The sequence below is a fragment of the Winogradskyella wandonensis genome (assembly GCF_004346845.1).
Classification (GTDB): domain Bacteria; phylum Bacteroidota; class Bacteroidia; order Flavobacteriales; family Flavobacteriaceae; genus Winogradskyella; species Winogradskyella wandonensis.
On record NZ_SMGI01000002.1, the window covers coordinates 79,348 to 100,873 of the forward strand.

Sequence of the window (21,526 nt, forward strand, 5' to 3'; positions counted from 1 at the left end):
ATGCAACTACAAGAATTATCAGACATATTACAGCGTCCAGAAACGCTTAAGCCAGAACAAATTACGGAGCTTAAGTCGCTAGTGGATACTTACCCTTATTTTCAGCCAATACGAGCATTATATCTTAAAGCCCTAAAAAACAAGGACAGTTATAAATATAACAACGCTTTAAAGGTCACGGCAGCACACACCACCGATAGAAGTATTTTGTTTGACTTTATCACCTCGGAAATCTTTAATCAGAATCTGATTTCTGAACAGATTAAACAAAATTCAGAATACATAAAAGCTATTGAAGTTAATGCCGTAGATGATATTTCGATACATCGAAGCGTAACTATAGATGATGCCTTAAAACAACATATTGAAGCTACGGAAGGTGTCTTAGACCCAAATTTATTCAATAAAAAAGAAGGCTCAGATTCAGTCGCAGAACCTATAAAAAGCAACTCTGCCGAAGAAAAATTAAAAATTGGAAAACCGTTAGAATTTTCTACCTCTGAAACGCACTCATTTTCAGAATGGTTAAAAATCACAAGTTTTAAACCTATAGACAGAACTGAAGAAGCAGACAAAACTGAAGCACCGCTTATTAATAAATTAGAAACTATCGATAGGTTTATTTTAGAAAATCCCAAAATAAAACCCACTGTAAATACACCAAAACCTAAGCTTGTTGATAATAGCGACGACATCGAAGACAGCCTAATGACGGAGACTTTAGCGCGTATTTACTTAGAGCAAAAGAACTATGAAAAAGCTATTCAATCTTACCGAATTTTAAGTTTGAAATATCCAGAAAAAAGTAGTTTCTTTGCAGACCAAATTAAAGCGGTAAAAGAATTAAAAGAACGTAATAATACAGACAATGACTAATTTTACAATATTTTTAGTATTAATCGTAATAGTAGCCTTTTTACTAGTCGTAGTAATTATGGTACAAAATCCTAAAGGTGGTGGTTTATCATCCTCATTTGGTGGTGGCGGCACTCAACAATTAGGTGGTGTCAAGAAGACAGGAGACTTTTTAGATAAAAGTACTTGGTTTTTAGCAACGCTTTTAATTGCATTAATCTTATTATCTAACATCACTATAGAAGGTGCTGGCGGCGTAAGTGATTCTAAAGCATTAGATGCGGAGGATGCACCTCAGACACAACAACCTGTAACGCCTCCTGTGACAGATGACTCTACAACTAACAACGATTAAGTTTTTAGAAAATAAAATAGATAAAAGCCAACTTTAAAAGTTGGCTTTTTTTATGTAACAGAAAGAAATAGAGTGACATATAAATTAGATTTTTTTTAATAATTAATTTCGTTTCTATGAGTTGAGCGAGTGCTCCTTCCCTTTGCTAAGGTTGGAACGGGCTTTCATTCTGAAACTTTGTCAGTCTAATTGTCTTGGCACAATTTTCGAATAACGCTAAAGCGTTAAAATTATAATTTATTAACCAAAATATTAAATAGAATGAGCTTAAACATTAAACCTTTAGCAGATAGAGTTCTTGTAGAACCTATGGCAGCTGAAACAAAAACAGCTTCAGGTATTATCATTCCTGATAATGCAAAAGAAAAACCACAAAAAGGAACTGTTGTTGCCGTTGGTAATGGTAAAAAAGACGAACCTTTAACAGTAAAAGTTGGTGACGTTGTACTTTATGGAAAATATGGCGGTACCGAGCTTAAACTAGAAGGTAAAGATTACTTAATGATGCGCGAAAGCGACATTCTAGCTATAGTATAAATCGTAAATTTTAAAGATTAAAAACTAAAAAACATTAATTATGGCAAAAGATATAAAATTTGATATCGACGCACGCGACGGACTAAAACGTGGTGTTGATGCATTAGCTAACGCAGTTAAAGTAACTCTAGGTCCAAAAGGCCGTAACGTAATTATAGGAAAATCGTTTGGTGCACCTCAGGTGACAAAAGATGGCGTTTCTGTTGCAAAAGAAATCGAATTAGAAGACGAGCTAGAAAACATGGGTGCTCAGATGGTAAAAGAAGTAGCATCTAAAACTAACGATTTAGCTGGAGATGGTACTACAACAGCAACTGTTTTGGCACAAGCTATCGTAAAAGAAGGCTTAAAAAATGTTGCCGCTGGCGCAAACCCAATGGATTTAAAACGCGGCATCGATAAAGCTGTAGAAGCTATTGTAAAAGACTTAGAAAAACAAGCCAAAAAAGTGGGTAGCGACTCAGACAAAATCAATCAAGTTGCTGCAATTTCGGCTAATAACGATAATACAATTGGTGAGCTAATCGCTACAGCATTTGGAAAAGTTGGTAAAGAAGGTGTAATCACTGTCGAGGAAGCTAAAGGAATGGATACCTATGTAGATGTTGTAGAAGGTATGCAATTCGATAGAGGTTATTTATCACCTTACTTCGTCACAGACGCAGACAAGATGATTGCCGATTTAGAAAATCCATACATTCTCTTATTTGATAAGAAGATTTCTAATTTACAAGAAATACTTCCAATTTTAGAGCCAGTAGCGCAATCTGGTCGCCCGCTTTTAATCATCGCAGAAGATGTTGAAGGGCAAGCTTTAGCAACATTGGTTGTAAATAAATTGCGTGGTGGTTTAAAAATTGCTGCTGTAAAAGCTCCAGGTTTTGGAGACAGACGCAAAGCAATGTTAGAAGACATCGCAATTCTTACAGGCGGAACTGTAATCTCTGAAGAACGCGGATTTTCTTTAGAAAATGCAGATTTATCTATGCTTGGAACTGCTGAAACTGTGACTATAGATAAAGACAACACTACTATTGTTAATGGTTCGGGAAAAGCTGCTGATATCAAGGCGCGTGTTAACCAAATTAAAGCGCAGATAGAAACAACAACGTCGGACTATGATAAAGAGAAGTTACAAGAGCGTTTAGCAAAACTAGCAGGTGGTGTTGCCGTACTTTATGTTGGCGCAGCTTCTGAAGTTGAAATGAAAGAAAAGAAAGACCGTGTAGACGATGCATTACACGCAACACGTGCAGCTGTAGAAGAAGGTATTGTTGCTGGTGGTGGTGTAGCCTTAGTACGCGCTAAGAAAACATTAGAAAAAATTACAACAAACAACTTAGACGAAACTACTGGAGTACAAATTGTAAACAAAGCTATTGAAGCTCCGTTACGTACAATTGTAGAAAATGCTGGTGGAGAAGGTTCTGTAGTAATTAACAAAGTACTAGAAGGTAAAAAAGACTTTGGTTACAATGCTAAATCTGAAGAATATGTAGACATGCTTGAAGCGGGTATTATTGACCCTAAGAAAGTGACACGTATTGCTTTAGAGAATGCAGCTTCTGTAGCAGGAATGATTCTTACTACTGAGTGCGCTTTGGTAGACATTAAAGAAGAGGCTCCTGCAATGCCTCCAATGGGCGGCGGCGGAATGCCAGGTATGATGTAAGCGGTCAGCGACCGCAGGCAATGAATTCACTATTGTGTGTATATATTTGTCTTAATTATAAGCTAAAAAGCCTTTGATTTTCATCAAAGGCTTTTTTACTATTAATTCCCAAAGAGATAGATTCATTTATTTATTTTGAATTTCTAGTTCTTTACTATTACATTTATTAATGTCATAAGGCCAATAAGCAAAATTAAGGTTAAAGAGAGTTTCTTGAATTTATCTTGCGGAATGTACTTTAATATTTTTTTGCCAATAGCCGTACCAACGAATCCAATAACTAATAGAAACGGAACATAAATCAAATCGTGATTATGGATAAACCCATTATAGTAATACACAAATGTTCTTGAAAAGTCTATCAAAAAATCGATAAAAGCGGATGTTGCTATAAATGCATTTTTTTCCAAATTAAATGCTGCCATTGTTAATCCTCGGATGGCACCACCTGTACCCATAAGTCCGGCAGAAAAGCCAGATAAACCTCCGCCTATTATAGCATTGCGTTTATTTGGAGTAATTACTAATTTACTCTTAATCAGAAATACTAAAGCTAGTACAACTAAAAAAATACCCAACAACAACTCCAGGTATTGGTTATTAAACACTTTTGTAAGTAACCCTCCAACGATAACAAACAAGACAGATGGTAAACCAATGTTAAGAAGCAACTTCTTGTCTAAACCTTTTTTAAACAATACAATTTTGCTTAGGTTGCTTGAAAGATGATAAATAGCAGTGAGTCCCAAAACCGATTCAAAATCGAAATAAAAGTTAGCTACGGGCACAAAAAACACTGAAGACCCAAAACCTCCTATTGTTCCCAAAACTTCAGCTATTAATGCTAAAAGCAGGAATAAATAACTCAAGTTCTTCATACAGCCAAAGGTTTAAGATATATAGGTGTTTCAATATATAAAAAGTCCATCCTCTAAGTTGAACAAAAATTTCCAATAAACACTAAGGGCGACTCAAAAAAATATAGGCCACATAAAATTAGATGTAGCCTATAAATCATAAAAATTAAAAAGCCCAAACTTACATTTGGGCTTTTTATTAATTGTGTGCTTTCACGACATCTTCATCCCTGTATTTACAACATGGATTAACAGAGTTGTAAGCTTCATCGGTTGCTTTTATGGCTTTGGTGTCATGACCAACAGCAGCTAAGTTTTTAGAAATCGTTTCCACATTAGTTTTTCGCTCGTCAAAAATGAGTTTAAGCTCGTGTGTTTTTACATTCCAAATTGCGGACTTTACGCCTTTTGTGCGTATTGCTGCTTTTTCTATACGCTCTTTACACATCATGCAAACACCATCAACTTCAATGGTTTGCTTTGCGTTTTTGTTTTGTGAGAATGCTAAAAAACCTATTAGCATTACTGAAAGTGTTATTAGTTTTTTCATTTTTTATATTTATTTGTGAGCACTTCGACTGCGCTCAGTGTGACATTTTATTCATAAGATTCTGAAACAAGTTCAGAATGACAAGTTATTATTTTTTAGGTCTTCTTATTTAAAAGCCTTCCCTTTGGGAAGATTTAGATGGGCTTATTCTATATCTAAGTCCTGCATAAAACATGCTTCCAAATATTGGGCCATATACAAAGTTAGTATCAAAATTTGAACCAAACGGGTTATCTGAACTAATAATTGGATTATCTTGCCTAACGTTGGTTATATTTTCGCCGCCAACATAAACTTCAAATTTAGGCGAAAATACCCTAGTAATCTGAGCGTTCAAAGTTCCTAATGTAGGTGTTCGCTCTGGTCGTTGAAACTCAACTGGACTCAAACTTGTATCAGGAAACCGCTGCGAACTTAACCAATTGTAGGTTAAATCAAATTTCCACTGCTTTCCTCTATCAGTCAGTTCTGTCTCGTAAGCCGCATTAGCAAATAAACGATGCCTCGGCGTTAGCGGGCGCTCTAGTCGACCAGAATTGTAATCTGTTTTAACGTCGTAAAACTTGTAGGCCGTTCGTAAATCAACACCTTTGAAAGCGTTATAATTAAACTCAAACTGAAAACTATTTGCAAAACTATCGCCTTCTAAATTGTAAAAATTAATTTCGAACGGATTTTCCCAGTCCACTACAACTTGATTCTGAAAATCGGTTCTGTAAAAATCTAAAGTAATATCCGCCTTTTGTCCAAATAAATTAAAGCCTTGCAAATAGCTAATGCCATAATTCCATGCAATTTCTGGGTCTAAACCGTAAATTTTTCCACCAGAATTCTGAATATTAATTTGTCTAGAACTAGAGAATAAATTCTGATTTTCCGCAAAAATATTAGCGCTTCTAATACCTCTTCCTACTGAAAATCGCCATGCTGACTTCTCCCAAGGCGTATAGCGTAAATGCAATCTTGGCGTAATAAAAAAGCCAAATCTATTATGTGCATCTGCGCGCAGACCAGCCGTAAGTGTTAGTTTATCTAAATTATCGTAGGCATATTCAAAAAATGCACCTACGGAATTTTCAATTCGTTCAAAATCAGTCGCATTTACCACCTCATCATAATCATCTAATGTAAAACTAAGTCCTGTTTTAATTTTGTGTCTAGAGTCTGATATTATGCTGTTATATATAATGTTAGAATAAAAACTATTATGCCTTATATCATAGGTGTTTAAACCAAAATAAGACTGCTGATTATGGTAGCTAAATGCCGTTTGAAAGCCAATAGTTTGCCATGGCACCTCAGGATTAACATAACCTAGCTTTGTAGTAATTTCAAAACGTTCTGTATCTATTTCGCTTCCCCAAGCATTAGTAGTACCGCGATCTGTATCTGGATTAAAATTAATTTGACCAGCTTGAATATTGTCGTTTAGATAACGCACATTAATAAAGCTCACAACCCCTTTTTCTGCATCGGTGTATTGCCATCGATTCATCACATTGATTTGCTTTTTTAAAGGCACATCTAGGAATGAGTCGTCATTTCTATCGAACTCCTGATTACGAATATTCCCATGAATGTAAAATCCTGTTTTCCATTTCTCAGAAACATTTGTGTTTATATGCGTATTGAGTTCCAGTCGTCCATTAACCGAGCCGTAGGCATTTAGAAAAAATGGCGAATCGTTAGATGGTTTTTGTAATTCTGCATTGATTTGACCCGATATACTTTCGTATCCATTGACAACACTACCTGCACCTTTAGTAATTTGTATACTTTCTACCCAAGTTCCGGGTATAAAACTAAGTCCGTAAGTTTGGGCTGCGCCCCTAATTGCGGGGACATTTTCTGTAGCAATTAAAATATAAGGCGATGTAAGTCCTAACATTTTAATCTGCTTTGTCCCAGAAACAGCATCCGCAAAATTAACGTCTATAGATGGGTTGGTTTCAAAGCTCTCGGAAAGATTACAACACGCTGCTTTAAGCAACTCGTCACTACTTACGGTAAATGTATTTGTTGCCTTTAAGTAAGACCTGGATGTAGCTTGCTTACGAGATGTAATGGTCACCTGGTCTAAATTTGAAGTCGATTGTAGTACATGACGGATAGGCGTGTTTGAACTAACGTTTAAGGTATCCGTTTTAAAACCAACGTAACTAATTACTAGTTTTGAATACGTCTTCTGATATGGAATAGAAAATTTTCCATCCTCGTCTGTCATGGTTCCTACGCTCGTATCTAACCAATAAACATTTGCACCCGGTAAGGGTTGTTCTTTGGTATCTACAGATTCTAAGACTATTCCGCTTAAGGTTTCTTGTGCTGTAATACTAATTCCTAGAGCCAGAAAAATAATAAGTGATAACATCTTTTTCATAGCACAAAGATTTTAAGTATCATCCAAAATGCCATTACAAGCATTATTGAATTTTCTATTAAAGTTGCTGTAGTCATAGGAAGCTTTAAAACCGTACCTAAACATGCACATTGAATTGCTTTCTTATCTAAAAGTACTTTAGCCACACCAATTGTAGTTATCGTTAAAATTATTACCGTAACTATTAAGGCTATTTCTAACTCTAGTCGCATTAAAAAAAGAAGTCCTAATGCCAGTTCTATAAAAGGATAAATATTTGAATAGGCATTAACTCGTTTTGCTAAAGGGTCGTACATTCTAAAACTTTGGCTAAATCCTTTTAGGTCTAAAAACTTAAAAAAGCTGAAGACAATAAAAAACAGTCCCATAAAATCGTACATAAAACGATTTAGATTCCATTGATTTTTATTCAATAATAGGGAAGCTGTAAAAATATAACCTAAGATTAATACTAATGGAAAAAGCTGCTTTAGCTTAGATTTTGGTTTTTGATTAGCGGTTGCAGAAGAAAAAATATTAGACGTCTTTTTCTCTGAAATTTTGTATTTCTCGGGAAGCGCTTTTTGAAGCTCTTCAATAAATATTGGTTCTTCGGAAACAATAGTAACAAGGCTATCCTGAAGCTGCACATCGACTGATGTTATAGTTTCTAGTTCTTGCAATGCTTTTTCTACAGCCGCTTTGCAACTGCCGCAAGTCATCCCAGAAACATGATATGTATGTGTCATTTTTTTTAATTTGATTGTAAATAATTTGATTATAAAATGCTTTGTAAAGCGATAAAATCAAATAAAAATCAGATTAAAAAAACGTCGTTAAGAAGTTGTATATCCCTAATTAAGTTGGGCGGAACGTAATCTCTATGCGGAATTATTTGCTTTGGGAGACTTTCAAAATTTACGATGTATGCCTGTACAAAAGCTCTTAAAAAAACTTGAGTAGGAAAATCTAAGTCATCAAAAGTTACAGATTGCAATTCATCTTGCCCTTCAATAACATCAACAATATCTTTACAGCAGGTTTTTTTTAGTTTAGGCTCAGATTCTATCTCCATGCCACAACTTTTTGCCTCAGAGAATATGGCTACATCAATTAAATTATCGCCACAGTAATGCTTTTCAACAGTAAAAGAAAATGTTGAAAACAATACCAAAACTGCCAACGCAACAGACAATACTTTATGTGATATTATGTTTTTCACGTTGCAAAGTTAATTAAAAGCAATGAAAATGGTAAACTTTAGAGCTTCCTTAACGTTTTAGTTTATAATAGTATAGCGCAGGAAGTAATAATAGTAAGAGTATTGGCTGAATTAAAAATCGACGCACATTAAAAAATAAATAATAGTCTTCTTGTCGCGGATTAATTACAAAATATAGAAAAGGAACTAAAAAGCACAAATAGGCCACAGCATATATGATTATTGAAAATTTTATCATTTGCTTGTCCTTAAAGGCACAATAAATAATACCTAAGGATAACAAGGTATTAATTAGGTATCGCAAGGATGTAAAAAAAACCAATTTAGCCACCTCGCGTCTTGGACTGTCTATGTAGAGATAGTCATTTTCGAAGAATAATAAATAAGGGTCATAAAATAAAACGTCTTCGAAAGCTCGAACTAAAACAAGCAGTACAATTAGAATCGCAGCTATGATGTATGATGGTGTTTTAGACATTGGACGGTTTTACTTTTTTAGAAAACTGATTTACCCAAAACATCCAAAGCATAAAAACCATTCCGTATATCGCAAGCGGAAATATAACTTCGTGCATAATTTCGCTGCGCCATGGATAATGATGCAAGCCAACAGTTAATAGTACAATTCTAATAAGGTTTACAGCATAGATAAGCACACTTCCCGCTAAAATGAATAAAAATGTGCGTTTAAATGTATCCGAAAACGCTACTACAAAGGCTATAAACAAAATAATTACACTCATTCCGTTACATCCCTCGATAACTCTAGCAATATATTTTTGTTCTACAAAAACCATTAACGAAGGCTCATCGTAATGTGGCACAATATTCGTTCGGTAACCAAAAGAATTTAAAACAGCTTCGGTTTGCTTACCCACCAAATTGGTAACGTAATCTGGGTAATATTTGGAGCCGTTAGAGAAATCTAGATAAAATTTATAGCCAAAAGACAACACACCATAAACCAAAATAAAGGTAATGATAAAACGAATTACAAGTTTATATTTTGTAAGTAAAGACCTCAAAGAAAGACTATATGTTAGTGTGCTGTTAAATTTATAGAAATGGAATTTGAAAGTAGCACTTTTTAGATATTTTTACCAAAATTTTTGATGAATGACTTTTAGCGAATTAAAACCAGAGATAACAAAAATAACGACTAACGCTTCGACTACTAGTGACGAAAAGCTTTTAAACATATGCAAACTTTTAGAAACGAGTGTCGATTATTATAATTGGGTTGGATTTTATTTTAAAAACGGAGACAAGCACGAACTAAAGCTTGGCCCATATGTTGGCGAGCCAACAGACCATACTATTATTCCTTTTGGGAAAGGGATTTGTGGACAAGTAGCTGTAAGTAATCAAAATTTTGTTGTGCCAGATGTGAAAGCTCAGGACAACTACATAGCGTGTAGTATAACCGTTAAAGCTGAAATTGTAGTCCCAATTTTTGTAAATGGTGAAAATATTGGCCAAATAGATATTGATTCTAACACCGCTGACCCATTTACCGAAGCAGATGAGCGCTTTTTAGAGTTTGTTTGTAAAGAAGTGGCGAAGATTTTATAGAATCCCTTCCCTTTGGGAAGGTTAGGATGGGCTTTTACATACCAGTTCTAATGGCTTCAACTGGATCTAGTCTAGATGCTCTACGCGCCGGAATTACACCAGATATTAAGCCGATTATTGAAGAAATTGTGAAGCCAATAAGCATATTTTTTGGCGATAAAACAAAATCGAAATCTTCGGTAAGACCATCTGCCGCAAAGGTTCCTAGCCAAACCATTATTAAGCCTACAATTCCACCAACAACAGCTAGTATAACAGCTTCAAACAAAAACTGAAACAAAATAAATCGATTCTTAGCACCTAACGATTTTTGAATTCCAATAAGGTTTGTGCGTTCTTTTACACTTACAAACATAATATTGGCAATACCAAAACCACCAACCAAAAGCGAGAATAAACTAATCATCCAACCAATAAAATTCATACTTCCAATAATTCCATCAATGGCATCTTTTAATCCAGAAATAACGCTAATAAAGAACGTATCTATTTCATTAGGCTTTAAACCTCGTCGATTACGCATCATCTGAGTAACTTCTGCCTTTAACTCTGCTATATCTGCATCTGGCTTTGGTTTTATAATTACAATATTGTTTATGTTTCGGTTATTATCACCGTAACGATTTCTAACAAAATTTGCTGGAAGAAAAACGGATACATCATTACTATCGCCAAACAATCCCGAGCCTTCTTTCTTTACGACGCCAATCACCGTAAACTTTTGACCATAAAGCCGAATACGTTTTCCAATGGGTTCTAAATCTCCGAAAAGCGAATTAGCTATTTCGTCTCCAATAACTATTACTGGTTTACCTGAATTAGATTCCGCTTCGTTATAAAAACGTCCTTTAGAAAACTCCAAAGTTTGAATATCTGCAAATTGATGTGAGACCACAACCGTATTAACGTTACTAACAACCTCGGACTCATAGCGCACACTTTCTGGTCTTACAAATAATTGGTAAGCTACGTGTTCTGCTCCAGATAGATTGTCTTTTAAATAATTGTATTCGTTATAATTAACTTTATCAAATTGCTGTCGTTTCCAACGTGGCACATCGGTTGGACCAAAAGAGAATCGTGCCAAATACATAGTATTACTATCTAAAGCGCTGAGTTGAGACTTAATATTTTTGTCTAAAGAATCTACAGCCGCAAGAACAGCAATAATTGAAAAAATACCAATGGTTACGCCAAGAAGCGATAAAAATGTTCGCAACTTATTATTTCGAAGTGCATTAAAAGCAAATGAAAAACTTTCTTTTAAGAGTCTTAGATAAACAAACATTGGTGACTAATTTAATCAGAATTTAAAGATAAAATCTCCAAACCAAAAAACTGTTACAGAAAGCCTAAAAAAAGAACTGGTATTTTACATACCTGTACGAATAGCCTCTACAGGGTCTAAGCGTGATGCTCTAAGTGCTGGTAAAACGCCAGATATTAGTCCTATAACTGTGGATAACGAAAATCCAAGAAGCATATTTTTTGGTGATAATACAAATTGAAAATCACCAGCCATTCCAGAAGCGACTAACGTTAAAATCCATACTAGACCAAGACCTACTAATCCACCAACAATAGCCAAGATGGTCGCTTCAAACAAAAACTGAAATAAAATAAATCTATTTTTTGCGCCTAGCGATTTTTGAATACCTATGAGATTGGTACGTTCTTTTACACTTACAAACATAATGTTAGCAATACCAAAACCTCCAACTAATAAAGAAAATAGGCTTATCATCCAACCAATACCGTTCATAACACCAATAATGCTATCCACAGCTGCTACAAGACCCGATAGTTTATTTACAAAAAAGTTATCGTCCTCATCGGCTTTAAGACCTCTGTAAACTCTAAATTTTTGTTTCAAAACACTTTCAAAAGCTGCGATATCTACACCTGCTTTTGGTTTGATTACTACAGCACCTGGAAGACCATCTGCGCCGCCATTTCTAAATTGTCTAACAAAATTTGCTGGCACAAATGCTTTTACATCTGGTGAGTCTCCTAAACCATCTCCATATTTCCCTAAAACACCAATAACCGTAAGTTTACGACCATAAACTCTGATTTGTTTACCGATAGGAACTTCGTCTCCAAATAAATTTTCGGCTAAGGTATACCCTAGAACAATGACTGGTGCCCCTTTTTCAGATTCTAACTCGGAATAAAAACGCCCTTGAGAAATTTTTAAGTTATCTATTGTATATATACCTTCAGAAATTGGTGTTACCTCAACATTAGTCAATGTTTCAGCCTGATACCTAATGGTTTCTCCACCACCAAAAATAACGTAGGCAGAAGCCTCGATGTCTGCAATGTTTCGTCTTACAAATTCAAAAGCGTCATGCTCTACTTGTGGAAATCGGTCACGCTGCCAACGTGGTACTTGTGTGGGGCCAAAAGAGTATTTACTTAGGTAAATTGTATTCTTATCTAAACCTTCGAGACTATCTTTTATATTTCTATCCAAAGAATCTACGGCCGCTAAAACGGCAATGATAGAAAATATACCCACAGTTACACCCAAAAGCGATAAAAACGTACGAAGTTTATTATTCCGCAATGCATTTAATGCAAAGTAAAAACTCTCCTTAAACAACCGTAAATAAACGAGCATTGACTTCTTAGTTTGTGTAAATATAATCATAAGACGTTGTCAACAATTTTATGTTACAAAAAACTTAAACAAAGTCTAGTTTACGGTCTTCTTTTTTTGGAGTAATCTGTATTTTTGTGCCTTTCATTATTTTACAATACAACAACATGAGCAACAAAACCATTTCATCGGCACTAATTTCGGTATTTAGCAAAGATGGCTTAGAGCCTATCGTAAAAAAATTAAACGACCTTGGCGTTACCATTTATTCTACCGGAGGCACCGAGAAATTTATTAAAGATTTAGGGATTAATGTCGTTCCTGTAGAAGAGGTAACCTCATATCCTTCGATACTCGGCGGACGAGTAAAAACGCTTCATCCAAAAGTATTTGGAGGTATATTAAATCGTCAAAGCCATGAGGGTGACGTGGCTGAATTGCAAGAATTTGATATCCCTCAAATCGATTTGGTTATTGTTGACTTATATCCGTTTGAAAAAACCGTCGCATCTGGCGCAAGCAATCAAGACATTATCGAAAAAATTGATATTGGTGGTATTTCTTTAATTAGAGCGGCTGCCAAAAATTATGCAGATGTTACTTGTGTATCTTCGGTTGATGATTATTCTGAATTTTTAGAACTTTTAAACACTAAAAACGGAGAGACCTCAGAAGAAGATAGAAAACGTTTTGCGGCAAAAGCTTTTAATGTGTCTTCACATTACGATACAGCGATTTTTAATTATTTCAATAAAAATCATGAAGAAGCTGTACTGAAAATAAGCGAGACTAATGGAAAAGTGCTTCGATATGGAGAAAATCCTCACCAAAAAGGATTTTTCTTCGGAGATTTCGATGCTATGTTCACTAAACTTCACGGTAAAGAATTAAGCTACAATAACCTTTTAGATGTTGATGCTGCTGTAAATCTTATTTTAGAATTTAAGGGCGAAGCACCAACATTTGCTATATTAAAACACAACAATGCTTGTGGTTTTGCTCAACGTAATACTGTTCACCAAGCGTATGTAGATGCATTAGCTGGTGACCCAGTATCTGCATTTGGTGGCATACTAATTTCGAATACTGAAATTGATAAAGCTACTGCCGAAGAAATCCATAAATTATTCTGCGAGGTTGTCATTGCACCATCTTTTAGCGATGATGCTTTAGATATTTTAAAAGGCAAGAAAAATAGAATTCTTTTAGTTCTTAATGATGTAGAATTACCTAAAACTACTGTAAGAACGTGTTTAAATGGTGCATTAGTTCAAGAACGCGATAGTAAAACTGACCGTCCTGAAGATTTAAAATCTGTAACTAAGCTATCACCAAGTTTAACAGAAATTGAAGATTTAATTTTTGCTTCAAAAATCTGTAAACACACCAAATCTAACACCATTGTTTTGGCAAAAAACAAACAATTATGCGCTAGTGGCACAGGACAAACAAGTCGTGTTGACGCTTTAAATCAAGCTATTCATAAAGCAAAATCTTTCAATTTTGATTTAGATGGTGCCGTTATGGCAAGTGATGCATTCTTTCCATTTCCAGATTGCGTAGAAATTGCAAATAAGGCCGGGATAAAAGCTGTAATTCAGCCAGGTGGTTCAATAAAAGATGAATTAAGCATTAATTATTGTGATCAAAATAATATGGCAATGGTCTTTACAGGAACACGCCATTTTAAGCACTAATTTGTGTTTTAATTTCATTATTATTCGATAGATAAAATTAATTCAAAAAAAACAGAGTAATAAACATCTATAATCTCGGAAATAGCGTATATTTTATTACATTTACCGTTAAGCGACATTTTAAGAGAATACACACCCCAAAATACAAGAATAACACATGGGATTTTTTGATTTCCTAACTGAAGAAATAGCCATTGATTTAGGTACAGCTAATACTTTAATTATCCATAACGACAAAGTTGTCGTCGATAGCCCATCTATTGTAGCTAGAGATAGACTCACAGGTAAAATTATTGCTGTGGGTAAAGAGGCTAATATGATGCAAGGAAAAACCCATGAGAATATTAAAACAATTAGACCGCTTAAAGATGGTGTAATTGCAGATTTTGATGCTTCTGAGCAGATGATTAATCTTTTTATTAAAAATATTCCTGCGCTTAAGAAAAAATTATTCAATCCTGCATTACGTATGGTAGTATGTATTCCTTCAGGAATTACAGAAGTAGAAATGCGAGCGGTAAAAGAATCTTGCGAGCGTGTTAACGGTAAAGAGGTATATCTTATCCACGAGCCTATGGCGGCTGCTATTGGTATCGGCGTAGATATTATGCAACCTAAAGGTAACATGATTGTTGATATAGGTGGTGGTACAACCGAGATTGCTGTTATTGCCCTTGGTGGGATTGTCTGTGATAAATCTGTAAAGGTCGCTGGTGATGTGTTTACAAATGACATTATTTACTACATGCGTACACAGCACAATCTTTATGTTGGTGACCGTACTGCAGAAAAAATTAAAATTCAAATCGGTGCTGCAACTGAAGATTTAGATTTACCTCCAGAAGACATGAGTGTTCAAGGACGTGACTTACTTACAGGAAAACCTAAACAAGTTCAAATTTCTTATCGCGAAATTGCAAAAGCTCTAGATAAATCAATCTTACGCATAGAGGATTCTGTAATGGAAACCCTATCGCAAACACCTCCAGAATTAGCAGCAGACATTTACAATACTGGTATATATTTAGCTGGTGGAGGATCTATGCTAAGGGGCTTGGATAAACGTTTATCGCAAAAAACTGATTTACCAGTTTACATTGCAGAAGACCCATTAAGAGCTGTTGTTCGTGGTACTGGAATCACACTTAAAAACTTAAATAAATACAAAAGCGTATTGATTAAATAGGAATTAAATAATGCAACAAATTTTCAATTTTGTAATAAGAAACAAAACATCTTTATTGTTTTTATTACTTTTTGGTATTGCATTATCGATGACCATACAGTCGCACTCCTATCACCGAAGTAAATTTATTAATTCCGCTAACAGTCTTACAGGAGGCGTATATGGCACAGTTAACAGCATAGGTCAGTATTTTGATTTAAAAGAACAGAATTCAATATTAGTAGAAGAAAATAAACGACTTCGCGAACAGCTTTTAAATACTCCAAGCACTAATGATATTACCTCAATAGACTCAACCCTTAGAGATAAAAGATTTAGCATTATTCCTGCACAAGTCTATAAAAACAGTTATAATTTACCAAATAATTATCTAACCATAAACCGAGGCAAACGCGATAGCATAAAACAAGATTTTGGAGTAATTACTTCTAAAGGAATCGTTGGAATTATCGATAATACTTCAAATAAATTCTCGACAGTATTATCTATATTAAGCAAAAAGAGTCGCATTAATGCTAAGCTGAAATCCTCTAACCAAAATGGCTCTTTAACTTGGAATACAAAATCGCCTTATTTGGCTCAACTAGAAGACGTTTCTCAGTTTGCTAAACTAAATATTGGTGATACGATAGTCACTGGTGGGCAGTCGGCCATTTTCCCTAAGGGAATTGGCATTGGTACTGTACAAAATTTCTCTACAGATGCAACAGGAGACACATATACTATTGAGGTGAAATTATTTAATGATATGACGACTTTACAGCACGTTTATATCATAAAAAATAACGATATAGAAGAAATACAAAATCTTGAAGCCTTAAATAATGAATAATACTTTAGCTTCAAATACCATTCGATTTTTTGTATTGCTTTTAGCCCAAGTAACAATATGCAGCAATATAAATTTGCTAGGCTATATAAATCCGTATATCTATATTATTTTTATTCTATTATTTCCTGTAAAGAGCAATCGTCCTCTTTTTTTACTCTGCGCTTTTAATTTAGGCTTATTAGTCGATATGTTTTTAGATTCTGGTGGTGTTCATGCCGGAGCTTCTGTTGCCTTGGCTTTTGTGCGACCGATATTCCTAAAATATGCCTTTGGCACCTTATACGACCATCAAATTTTAAAGTTTAATAAATTACAACTTAATGAATTGGTGATTTACATCTCGTTTATGACCTTGTTTCATCATTTTATAGTTTTTAATCTAGAAATTTTTAACATTTTTCAAATACTTCTCATACTTAAAAAGACGTTAGTTTTTAGTCTATTTACAGTTGTTTTAAGCACGTTACTTATTCTGTTATTTAAAGCCCGAAAATGAGAAAATTATTACTTCTAACTTTAGTTGTTTTTGTTGGTCTGGCATTTATAGCGCGGTTATATTATCTTCAAGTTTATGACGCTTCGTCGTATAACCCGCTTGATGATAGCGCTGTTCGTAAGGTATTTACCTATCCTAAGCGTGGCTATGTTTACGATAGAAACGGAGAACTTTTAGTAGCTAACCAACCATCTTACGATGTTATGGTCATCCCACGAGAAGTTGAGCCGTTAGATACATTAGAGTTTTGTTCGTTATTAAAAATCACAAAAGAAGATTTTATAAAAACCTACACTAAAGCGAAAGCCTACTCGCCCAGATTACCCTATGTTTTTCTATCGAATTTATCTAAGGACGATTATGCTTTTCTTCAAGAAAAAATGCGCAAATACGACGGTTTTTATATCCAAAAGCGTTCTATTAGGACTTATCGAAAGACCATAGGCGCAAATGTTTTGGGTGATATCGGAGAGGTTAATCAATCGATAATCGATAAAGATGCCTATTATGGCAAAGGTGATTTAATTGGCAAACAAGGTATCGAAAAGACTTACGAAAAAATTTTACGTGGTGTAAAAGGTACAAAGTTTATTCAGAAAGATAGATTTAATAGAGATTTAGGTCCATTTAAAGATGGCAAGTACGATACTATAGCAAAACCTGGCAAAGACATTACTATTACAATAGACTCTAAATTACAAGAGTATGGAGAGTTGCTTATGACCAATAAGCGTGGCGGTATTATTGCTATCGAGCCAAGCAGTGGCGAAATTTTAGCAATGATTTCTGGACCAACTTATAACCCAAATTTACTAGTTGGGCGTAATCGCTCTAAAAACTTTAATAAACTGTATAATGACAGTCTAGCACAACCACTCTTTGATAGAGGCTTACAAGCCATGTATCCACCAGGTTCTCCTTTTAAAACTTTAAATGCGTTAATTGGCCTTCAAGAAGGCGTGGTTACGCCACAAGATAAATTTAGATGCAACTTAGGTTTTAAATACGGAAATCAGCGTATGGGATGTCACGTGCATCGAAGTCCAGCTGATATGAATTTAGGCATATATGAGTCCTGCAATGCCTATTTTGGGAATGTTTATCTAAAAATAATGGACAAGTACCAATCTCGTGTAGAGGCCATGGATAAGTGGAGTGCGCATGTGAGAAGTTTTGGATTAGGTGATTATTTAAATAACGATTTATCTGTTGGGCAACCCGGAAAAATCCCAACATCTCAAACTTATAACAGAGCTTATGGCGAAGGAAAATGGTATCCTACATTTACGGTTTCTAACGCTATTGGACAGGGTGAAGTTTTAACAACACCAATACAATTAGCCAATATGGCAGCAGCTATAGGAAATCGAGGTTACTACTACACACCACATATCATTAAAGAAATTGAAGACGATACCATTCCTTCTAAATTTACAACACCAAAATACACTACAATAGATAAAAAACACTTTGAACCTGTCGTTCAAGGCATGTTCGATGTGTACAACAAAGGAACCGCTAAAATGCTTAAAGTGCCTGGAATAGAAATCTGTGGAAAAACAGGAACAGCAGAAAATTTTGCCATAATAGATAGTGTAAAGACTCAGCTTACAGATCATTCTATATTTGTAGCATTTGCACCAAAAGACAATCCTAAAATTGCCATAGCTGTTTTTATTGAAAATGGTTATTTTGGAAGTCGTTTCGCAGGAAAAATAGCAAGCTTAATGATTGAAAAATATCTTAGAAATGAAATAACCAGAACCGACTTAGAGAATTTTGTTCTAAGATATTCTCTTGAGCACGAATATAAAAAACCTTACTCTGGAGAGCCTTTTGGCATCAACAGAGAAACAATTTTAGACCCAATATCCGAAGAAGAATTCGAGGAACTTCAACGTAAAAAACGCAGAATAGAGAGAGTCAATGATTAGAGAAAACCAAAGACGTTTTAGTTTCGATTGGGTAATTATTATTATTTATCTGCTATTAATTGGATTTGGATATCTAAACATCATGTCTGCTTCACATGAAGGTGAAATCACCAATTATCTAGATATGAGCGAATCTTATGGAAAGCAACTTGTTTTCATGGGACTCTCTGTAGTTTTAATTGTACTTATACTATCAGTAGAAGCCAAATTTTACGAACGTTTCGCAAGTATTATATACGTCGTCGCTATTTTATCCTTACTCGGCCTTTTTGTTTTTGGAAAAGACATTAATGGCGCACGCTCGTGGTATGGGATTGGGAGCATGACCATACAGCCAAGCGAATTTGCAAAATTTGCCACAGCTCTAGCGGTGGCAAAATACATAAGTGATATCCAAACTAACTTAAAAACTATAAGAGATCAGCTTAAAGCAGCTGCGCTAATTTTTTTACCTGCCTTACTAATTCTATTGCAAAATGACGCCGGAAGCACTTTGGTTTATGCCTCATTTTTCTTTGTTTTCTATCGCGAAGGTCTTCAGCAAATCTACATTATTATAGGATTTTCTTTACTGATTTTAGCTGTCCTAGCATTGAAATATGGACTAACAATTACAGGATTATTAGCGGCACTAATTATTTTTGGCGTTTATTTTTTAAAGCGAAAAAGAAACAATTCAATTTTTAAGCCAATATTAATTTTAATCGTTTCATTAATTTTTGCTTCGGGCGTAAAACTATTTTATAACAACATTTTAAAACCGCATCAGCAAAACCGAATTAGTTTATGGCTGCGTCTAGAAAAAGACCCTGCGAAATTAGAACGCATGAAAAAAGCCGAAGCTTATAATCTGATTCAATCAGAGGAAGCGATAAGTGCAGGTGGATTTTGGGGTAAAGGCTTTATGCAGGGCACACGTACAACAGGGAAATTTGTTCCAGAACAAGATACGGACTACATATTTAGCACTGTTGGCGAAGAATGGGGATTTCTTGGGAGTAGTTTTGTCGTTATTTTATTCGTTTTCTTAATCATTAGGATTATTTATCTCGCTGAGAATCAGAAATCTCAATTTAGTAGAGTTTATGGCTACAGCGTGGCTTCTATCTTTTTTCTTCATTTTACTATAAATATAGGTATGGTCATGGGACTAATTCCAACTGTAGGAATACCTCTTCCCTTTATCAGTTATGGTGGCTCCGGGTTATGGAGCTTTACTATTTTGCTATTTATTTTTGTAAAGTTGGATAGTAATAAAATTAATGAATGGTAATAAAAAAGCAGACTTTTCAGTCTGCTTTCTTCATTTGTACTTTATTCGATTTATTGACCTTGACCTAAGCTATAGCCTCGTTTTCCATCAAACGTATATAGGTTTTCAGTCTTTATAATATCTATGTTATGTTCTAAACCTGCTTGTAATATTTCTACGATTTTTCCCTTATCTAATAGCACGTCATCTTTAGCTGCATAACGACAACGCCAGTGGTCTGTACAAAATGTTTCTTTAAAGCCATGTGGCCATACCTTTACGCCTCTATTTGTTATCAAAACCAATTCTAAAGCATCGTTGTTTAGTTTTTGTAAAATAGCACCCAACTCGTTCGCATCTTCGCCGTGCCAATCTACAAAAACATCTACACCTACAATCTTTTTATCTTTAGCTGGTTTACGCTGATATTTTGGCAAAACTAGAGGTGTACTTTCTTCATAAACAACCGATGGTAATTGTTTTGGCAATTCACCAAGATTGGCTATAACAGCTTCAGCAAATTCTTTAGTTCCCACTTTTTTGGTACTCATAATGGGGTCGTAAATATCCGCCGTATGGACACCATCTTCTATTGTACGCAACCAAGCATTATGAATCTTCTCTGCTACTTTATTCTTTCCTACGTGATTTAGCATCATTATAGACGCATTAATTAAACCTGAAGGATTAGCAATATTCTTGCCTGCAATATCTGGTGCAGAACCGTGAATAGCCTCGAACATAGCACATTCTTGACCTATATTGGCCGAACCTCCTAAACCTACTGAACCAGCAATCTGAGCGGCAATATCGGACATAACATCTCCGTAAAGATTAGGCATTACAATAACATCAAATCGTTCTGGAGAATCCGCCAATAAAGCGGCGCCGATATCTACAATCCAATGCTCTGTTTCTATTTGAGGATACTTCAATGCTACTTCGTTAAAAACTTCGTGAAACAGTCCGTCTGTCTGCTTCATAATATTGTCCTTGGTAAAACAAGTCACTTTTTTACGACCGTTTCTTATAGCGTACTCAAATGCGTAAGTAATTATTTTTTCGCAACCAGGACGACTAATTAGTTTAAGACACTGAACAACCTCATCTGTCTGCTGATGTTCGATGCCAGCATATAAATCCTCTTCATTTTCACGAATAATCACAACATCCATATCAGGATGTTTGGTTTGCACAAAAGGATGCATACTTGTACATGGTCGGATATTAGAATATAAGCCTAATGTTTTACGCATAGTAACGTTTAAACTTTTGTATCCGCCACCTTGAGGTGTTGTGATTGGCGCTTTAAAAAGAATCTTATTCGTTCTAATTGTTTCCCAAGTGTCGTTAGAAATTCCTGTTGTATGACCATTGAGATACATTTTTTCGCCCACCTGAATTTCTTCGAAAGTTATATCTGCATTTGCAGCATCGAGAATACTTAATGTGGCATCCATAATTTCTGGACCTATACCATCTCCTTTTGCTAATGTTACTTTTATCATATTCGTAATTTTAAGTGTTGAAAATTAATAATACCGCAAA

The 21,526-nt window shown here is 35.0% G+C and carries 21 protein-coding genes; 11 read left to right on the forward strand and 10 right to left on the reverse strand.

Translation table 11 applies throughout. The features are described 5' to 3' along the window. From DFQ05_RS05160 to groL, 4 genes are all read left to right on the forward strand, one after another. A complete protein-coding gene (locus tag DFQ05_RS05160) occupies window positions 1–876 on the forward strand; it encodes a tetratricopeptide repeat protein (protein WP_132704298.1) in 876 nt (291 codons plus the stop codon). Next, window positions 869–1,210 carry a preprotein translocase subunit SecG gene (secG, locus tag DFQ05_RS05165; protein ID WP_132704300.1) on the forward strand — a complete coding sequence of 114 codons (342 nt, stop codon included), beginning with the start codon at window positions 869–871 and terminating at the stop codon, window positions 1,208–1,210. Before DFQ05_RS05160 ends, secG begins: the two co-directional genes overlap by 8 nt. A gap of 261 nt (window positions 1,211–1,471) precedes the next feature. Further along, window positions 1,472–1,747 (forward strand): co-chaperone GroES, encoded by a 276-nt coding sequence (locus tag DFQ05_RS05170; RefSeq protein ID WP_132704302.1) that lies wholly within the window; start codon window positions 1,472–1,474, stop codon window positions 1,745–1,747. 40 nt (window positions 1,748–1,787) lie between these two features. After that, the gene (groL, locus tag DFQ05_RS05175) at window positions 1,788–3,419 is read left to right on the forward strand and encodes a chaperonin GroEL (protein ID WP_132704304.1); all 1,632 of its coding nucleotides are present in this window, start codon (window positions 1,788–1,790) and stop codon (window positions 3,417–3,419) included. Window positions 3,420–3,562: 143 nt separating this feature from the next. Here the strand turns inward: groL and DFQ05_RS05180 are convergent, their stop codons facing one another. The 7 genes from DFQ05_RS05180 to xrtF form a co-directional block, all read right to left on the reverse strand. Further along, window positions 3,563–4,297, reverse strand: a complete 735-nt coding sequence (locus tag DFQ05_RS05180) for a sulfite exporter TauE/SafE family protein (protein ID WP_132704306.1) — start codon at window positions 4,295–4,297, stop codon at window positions 3,563–3,565. A gap of 178 nt (window positions 4,298–4,475) precedes the next feature. Next, window positions 4,476–4,826, reverse strand: a complete 351-nt coding sequence (locus tag DFQ05_RS05185) for a heavy-metal-associated domain-containing protein (RefSeq protein ID WP_132704308.1) — start codon at window positions 4,824–4,826, stop codon at window positions 4,476–4,478. A 109-nt stretch (window positions 4,827–4,935) separates the two neighbouring features. Continuing rightward, the gene (locus DFQ05_RS05190; protein WP_132704310.1) at window positions 4,936–7,206 is read right to left on the reverse strand and encodes a TonB-dependent receptor; all 2,271 of its coding nucleotides are present in this window, start codon (window positions 7,204–7,206) and stop codon (window positions 4,936–4,938) included. Continuing rightward, window positions 7,203–7,934 (reverse strand): heavy-metal-associated domain-containing protein, encoded by a 732-nt coding sequence (locus DFQ05_RS05195; RefSeq protein ID WP_132704312.1) that lies wholly within the window; start codon window positions 7,932–7,934, stop codon window positions 7,203–7,205. Before DFQ05_RS05195 ends, DFQ05_RS05190 begins: the two co-directional genes overlap by 4 nt. A 68-nt stretch (window positions 7,935–8,002) precedes the next feature. Then, window positions 8,003–8,407, reverse strand: coding sequence for an HYC_CC_PP family protein (locus DFQ05_RS05200; RefSeq protein ID WP_241974215.1), 405 nt, complete (start codon window positions 8,405–8,407; stop codon window positions 8,003–8,005). Window positions 8,408–8,456: 49 nt separating this feature from the next. Beyond that, complete coding sequence (locus DFQ05_RS05205) at window positions 8,457–8,885, reverse strand: exosortase F system-associated membrane protein (protein ID WP_132704314.1); 429 nt, start codon at window positions 8,883–8,885, stop codon at window positions 8,457–8,459. After that, on the reverse strand, window positions 8,878–9,432 hold the full coding sequence (gene xrtF / locus DFQ05_RS05210) for an exosortase family protein XrtF (RefSeq protein WP_132704316.1): 555 nt from the start codon (window positions 9,430–9,432) through the stop codon (window positions 8,878–8,880). Before xrtF ends, DFQ05_RS05205 begins: the two co-directional genes overlap by 8 nt. A 91-nt stretch (window positions 9,433–9,523) precedes the next feature. Here xrtF and DFQ05_RS05215 point away from each other — a divergent pair, with 91 nt between their 5' ends. Further along, on the forward strand, window positions 9,524–9,979 hold the full coding sequence (locus DFQ05_RS05215; protein WP_132704318.1) for a GAF domain-containing protein: 456 nt from the start codon (window positions 9,524–9,526) through the stop codon (window positions 9,977–9,979). A gap of 34 nt (window positions 9,980–10,013) precedes the next feature. Here the strand turns inward: DFQ05_RS05215 and DFQ05_RS05220 are convergent, their stop codons facing one another. Both DFQ05_RS05220 and DFQ05_RS05225 read right to left on the reverse strand, forming a co-directional pair. Then, window positions 10,014–11,267 (reverse strand): ABC transporter permease, encoded by a 1,254-nt coding sequence (locus tag DFQ05_RS05220; protein WP_132704320.1) that lies wholly within the window; start codon window positions 11,265–11,267, stop codon window positions 10,014–10,016. Window positions 11,268–11,351: 84 nt separating this feature from the next. Next, entirely contained in the window at window positions 11,352–12,602 is a 1,251-nt protein-coding gene (locus DFQ05_RS05225) for an ABC transporter permease (RefSeq protein WP_132704322.1), read from the reverse strand. A 146-nt stretch (window positions 12,603–12,748) separates the two neighbouring features. Between DFQ05_RS05225 and purH the strand changes: the two genes are divergently transcribed. The 6 genes from purH (at window position 12,749) to rodA (ending at window position 19,999) form a co-directional block, all read left to right on the forward strand. Then, window positions 12,749–14,278, forward strand: coding sequence for a bifunctional phosphoribosylaminoimidazolecarboxamide formyltransferase/IMP cyclohydrolase (purH, locus tag DFQ05_RS05230; protein WP_132704324.1), 1,530 nt, complete (start codon window positions 12,749–12,751; stop codon window positions 14,276–14,278). 157 nt (window positions 14,279–14,435) lie between these two features. Then, window positions 14,436–15,464, forward strand: coding sequence for a rod shape-determining protein (locus tag DFQ05_RS05235; protein ID WP_073082502.1), 1,029 nt, complete (start codon window positions 14,436–14,438; stop codon window positions 15,462–15,464). Window positions 15,465–15,474: 10 nt separating this feature from the next. After that, window positions 15,475–16,296: a rod shape-determining protein MreC gene (gene mreC, locus DFQ05_RS05240; RefSeq protein WP_132704326.1), complete on the forward strand. Its 822-nt coding sequence runs from the start codon at window positions 15,475–15,477 to the stop codon at window positions 16,294–16,296. Beyond that, on the forward strand, window positions 16,289–16,792 hold the full coding sequence (locus DFQ05_RS05245; protein WP_132704328.1) for a rod shape-determining protein MreD: 504 nt from the start codon (window positions 16,289–16,291) through the stop codon (window positions 16,790–16,792). The genes mreC and DFQ05_RS05245 overlap by 8 nt, the downstream gene beginning before the upstream one ends. Then, complete coding sequence (gene mrdA, locus DFQ05_RS05250; RefSeq protein ID WP_132704330.1) at window positions 16,789–18,726, forward strand: penicillin-binding protein 2; 1,938 nt, start codon at window positions 16,789–16,791, stop codon at window positions 18,724–18,726. The genes DFQ05_RS05245 and mrdA overlap by 4 nt, the downstream gene beginning before the upstream one ends. Next, window positions 18,719–19,999, forward strand: coding sequence for a rod shape-determining protein RodA (gene rodA / locus DFQ05_RS05255; RefSeq protein ID WP_132704332.1), 1,281 nt, complete (start codon window positions 18,719–18,721; stop codon window positions 19,997–19,999). Before mrdA ends, rodA begins: the two co-directional genes overlap by 8 nt. Before the next feature lie 50 nt (window positions 20,000–20,049). On the opposite strand, the gene DFQ05_RS05260 is transcribed toward rodA, so the two are convergent. Continuing rightward, on the reverse strand, window positions 20,050–21,486 hold the full coding sequence (locus DFQ05_RS05260) for an NADP-dependent isocitrate dehydrogenase (protein ID WP_132704334.1): 1,437 nt from the start codon (window positions 21,484–21,486) through the stop codon (window positions 20,050–20,052). Window positions 21,487–21,526: the final 40 nt, after the last annotated feature.

Excerpts from the sequence above, each read along its gene's own strand:
- DFQ05_RS05195 (WP_132704312.1), bottom strand. The coding sequence starts at position 7,934 with ATGACACATACATATCATGTTTCTGGGATGACTTGCGGCAGTTGCAAA.
- secG (WP_132704300.1), top strand. The coding sequence starts at position 869 with ATGACTAATTTTACAATATTTTTAGTATTAATCGTAATAGTAGCCTTT.
- DFQ05_RS05235 (WP_073082502.1), top strand. The coding sequence starts at position 14,436 with ATGGGATTTTTTGATTTCCTAACTGAAGAAATAGCCATTGATTTAGGT.
- mrdA (WP_132704330.1), top strand. The coding sequence starts at position 16,789 with ATGAGAAAATTATTACTTCTAACTTTAGTTGTTTTTGTTGGTCTGGCA.
- DFQ05_RS05170 (WP_132704302.1), top strand. The coding sequence starts at position 1,472 with ATGAGCTTAAACATTAAACCTTTAGCAGATAGAGTTCTTGTAGAACCT.
- DFQ05_RS05180 (WP_132704306.1), bottom strand. The coding sequence starts at position 4,297 with ATGAAGAACTTGAGTTATTTATTCCTGCTTTTAGCATTAATAGCTGAA.
- DFQ05_RS05185 (WP_132704308.1), bottom strand. The coding sequence starts at position 4,826 with ATGAAAAAACTAATAACACTTTCAGTAATGCTAATAGGTTTTTTAGCA.
- DFQ05_RS05245 (WP_132704328.1), top strand. The coding sequence starts at position 16,289 with ATGAATAATACTTTAGCTTCAAATACCATTCGATTTTTTGTATTGCTT.
- rodA (WP_132704332.1), top strand. The coding sequence starts at position 18,719 with ATGATTAGAGAAAACCAAAGACGTTTTAGTTTCGATTGGGTAATTATT.
- mreC (WP_132704326.1), top strand. The coding sequence starts at position 15,475 with ATGCAACAAATTTTCAATTTTGTAATAAGAAACAAAACATCTTTATTG.
- DFQ05_RS05190 (WP_132704310.1), bottom strand. The coding sequence starts at position 7,206 with ATGAAAAAGATGTTATCACTTATTATTTTTCTGGCTCTAGGAATTAGT.
- DFQ05_RS05225 (WP_132704322.1), bottom strand. The coding sequence starts at position 12,602 with ATGCTCGTTTATTTACGGTTGTTTAAGGAGAGTTTTTACTTTGCATTA.
- DFQ05_RS05260 (WP_132704334.1), bottom strand. The coding sequence starts at position 21,486 with ATGATAAAAGTAACATTAGCAAAAGGAGATGGTATAGGTCCAGAAATT.
- DFQ05_RS05220 (WP_132704320.1), bottom strand. The coding sequence starts at position 11,267 with ATGTTTGTTTATCTAAGACTCTTAAAAGAAAGTTTTTCATTTGCTTTT.
- purH (WP_132704324.1), top strand. The coding sequence starts at position 12,749 with ATGAGCAACAAAACCATTTCATCGGCACTAATTTCGGTATTTAGCAAA.
- DFQ05_RS05205 (WP_132704314.1), bottom strand. The coding sequence starts at position 8,885 with ATGTCTAAAACACCATCATACATCATAGCTGCGATTCTAATTGTACTG.
- groL (WP_132704304.1), top strand. The coding sequence starts at position 1,788 with ATGGCAAAAGATATAAAATTTGATATCGACGCACGCGACGGACTAAAA.
- DFQ05_RS05215 (WP_132704318.1), top strand. The coding sequence starts at position 9,524 with ATGACTTTTAGCGAATTAAAACCAGAGATAACAAAAATAACGACTAAC.
- DFQ05_RS05160 (WP_132704298.1), top strand. The coding sequence starts at position 1 with ATGCAACTACAAGAATTATCAGACATATTACAGCGTCCAGAAACGCTT.